Origin of the sequence: Brucella thiophenivorans, from assembly GCF_002252445.1 — a bacterium.
GTDB lineage: Bacteria > Pseudomonadota > Alphaproteobacteria > Rhizobiales > Rhizobiaceae > Brucella > Brucella thiophenivorans.
Genome location: NZ_NNRJ01000034.1, coordinates 1 through 2550 on the forward strand (window position 1 = coordinate 1; position 2550 = coordinate 2550).

Here is a 2550-nt window from a genome sequence, read left to right on the forward strand (position 1 = left end):
GATTGCCTCAGTCGTCGTGGCGCTGCCGTGTAGAACACGTCCCATAATGCATCCCTCCAAGTCTGAGAAAGTATTGCACCATCAAAACATGGGATCAAACATCAATCCGAAATGAAAAAATAGATCAGAATCAGGCGAAACTCAACAACACTACCTTTGTTTTCACGTATATCTTATTCTGAAATTGGCTTCCCGCTTTTTAGGATGTGCTCTAAGCTCTGCGCGGGAGACTTCTACAGGCGAGTGACAAGAAGAGCAGTCCTGCTCCCAACCATTCAAAGACATGCGATACATCTTGAATCATTAAAATGAGGGTGAAGAAGGCAGCGGGTATGATCTGTGCCATTTCTCGATAGGTATTATAGATCGGAACCATGCGTAGTTGGTCGCGCTGTCTGACAGAACGCAGAAATGGTGCGTTTCCAGCGCTGTCAATTCCGCTGGCTGCAAACGCGGCTGACATGAGCGCGACGATTGCCCACGTAAATGACCAGTTGGCAACCAGGCCAGTCACTGCGGTGGCAATGCCGCAGGCCGCATATGTAATGGTGAGATGGCGACGCAGTCCAATCTGCCGCATAACGAGGCCCCAGATTGGGCTGAGAAGCAAAAGTGCAGATGCTATACCAGTAATGGCGCCAGTATAGGTGGCATCATAGTTTGCTGCAATAATCAGGATTGGCGTATAGACAAAGAAAACTTGCCACCAGGCGGCTCTGCCTATTGCCAGAATCCAAGCAAGACGCAAGCGCGGTTGACGTAGAAACTGCCTGATTGCCAGCTCGCGCTTTTTTGGTGGAAGGCTTACGTGTAACGGATCGCGGACACCTTCAACCAAAAACACAAGTACGAGCGGGGCAAGGGCTGCGCATGTGGCACTCATTAAAAAGGGTGGCCACGACGAGCCATAACCAAGCAGCGCCGTTCCAATGAGAGGCCCGAGTCCGTAAGCGACACCGGCGAGCAACATGCGGCGCGGTTCGAAGTGGGCCAGTTCACGCCGCGGTATCATCGACAGGGCGTAGATATTGGAGACGGTTTCAAAAAGCTGTACCATCAGGAAATAGGTTGCTAGTCCTGCAAGAATGGAAATGCTGTCGGAGCGCGTAAAAAGAATCGCAGAGAGGATACCGGCTCCTGCGGCAGCGAGAGTGAGCCGCCAAGGGCCGACGGACTTCAGGATCGCTGGGAGCAGCACACTGGTTAGCAGTCCACCGAGGCTGGCAATCAGATAGAGTGCACTCACCAGGCTAGCATTTTCATAATGGCGAAATACCAGCGACGGAATGACAACAATCACCGAGGTACGTGCCATCACTGCAACCGCATAAAAAATCGGAAGACCCCATGCGGCTGAGGTATTGAGGGGTAGCATTTTTTCAGGTGCTTGCGGAAGCATTTGCCTGCATTTCCCGCTCAGCAGTCACACAAAGCTCGGCTGCTACCAGATCTTCAAGCGAGCAGCCGACGGATTTGAAAACAGTGATCTGCGTGTCGCTTTGCCTTCCGGGATGCGCATGGCGGCACAGTTCGAAAAGGCTGGCCAGAATGGCATCCGGCTTTATCGCTCCGCTATTGATTGCCTGTACGATTTCCCCGGCTTCCTGACATGCGCCCTCAATCGTGTCTACGAAAAGCGCTCCGCGCTTTAGTGCCTCATCATCGGTTTCCGCCATCTGTGGCGTGAAGGCACCAACGAGATCGAGATGAGCGCCGGATTTCAGCCACGCACCTTTGATGAGTGGTTCACGTGACATTGTACAGCAAGAAATCAGATCCGCAGCGCGTGCCTCTGTTTCGAGATCGTTACTGGAGCGTGCGGGCAGACCTTGCCCGACAAGAATGTTGGCAACAATGCGTGCTTTGCTTGCATTTCTGCCCCATACAGCAATATCATCAAATTGTCGAACAGTTGCATGGGCCGCCGCGAGTTGCGCGCTCAGCCTTCCTGTCCCAACAATCAATAAACGTTTTGCATCTTTGCGTGATAAATAGCTTGATGCCAGGGCTGAAGCTGCTGCCGTGCGCCGCGCGGTCAGTTCTCCGGCTTCCAAAATTGCTTTGAGCTCACCGTTGCGTGCATTAAACAACAAGTAATGCGCATTGATGCTGGTTTTGCCACGATCAGAATTGCCCGGAAATACCGTAACGGTTTTCAGCCCAATAGACCGCCCTTCATTCCAGGCGGGCATCAATAAGAGTGTCGCGTCTGGTTCGCCTGGTACGCCAATATTATAATGCGGTCGGGGTGGTGTTGTACCACCGCGGTTGAAAGCATTAGCCAGGGCTTTCATGAGACTGGACCAGTTAAGCCCCGATGCGACATCCTGGAAAAGCTAGCCCAAGTGCATCAAGTGTTTGGTGCGTTGATGCCTAGTGGTCACTTTGCAGTTCATTTGTTTTCAATGCCTATAGGAACGTGATCCGACGTATTTGAATTGGAGTCAGGATTCTTGACTGGCACTCATAACTAGCCGCTCGCGTGATTATGCATAAAAGAGAGCTAAAGTTTGTTGAATTGCGTGACGAACTGGCTGATGCCCGACGCAA

General features: G+C 52.0%; 1 protein-coding gene and 1 pseudogene. Both read right to left on the bottom strand.

Annotated features, from left to right (window positions below):
- Positions 1 to 211 precede the first annotated feature (211 nt).
- On the bottom strand, positions 212 to 1399 hold the full coding sequence (locus CEV31_RS13140) for an MFS transporter (protein ID WP_094507527.1): 1188 nt from the start codon (positions 1397 to 1399) through the stop codon (positions 212 to 214).
- A pseudogene (gene lhpI, locus CEV31_RS13145) lies at positions 1380 to 2318 on the bottom strand (bifunctional Delta(1)-pyrroline-2-carboxylate/Delta(1)-piperideine-2-carboxylate reductase); the annotation flags it as partial. The gene CEV31_RS13140 and the pseudogene lhpI, both read right to left, overlap by 20 nt.
- Positions 2319 to 2550: the final 232 nt, after the last annotated feature.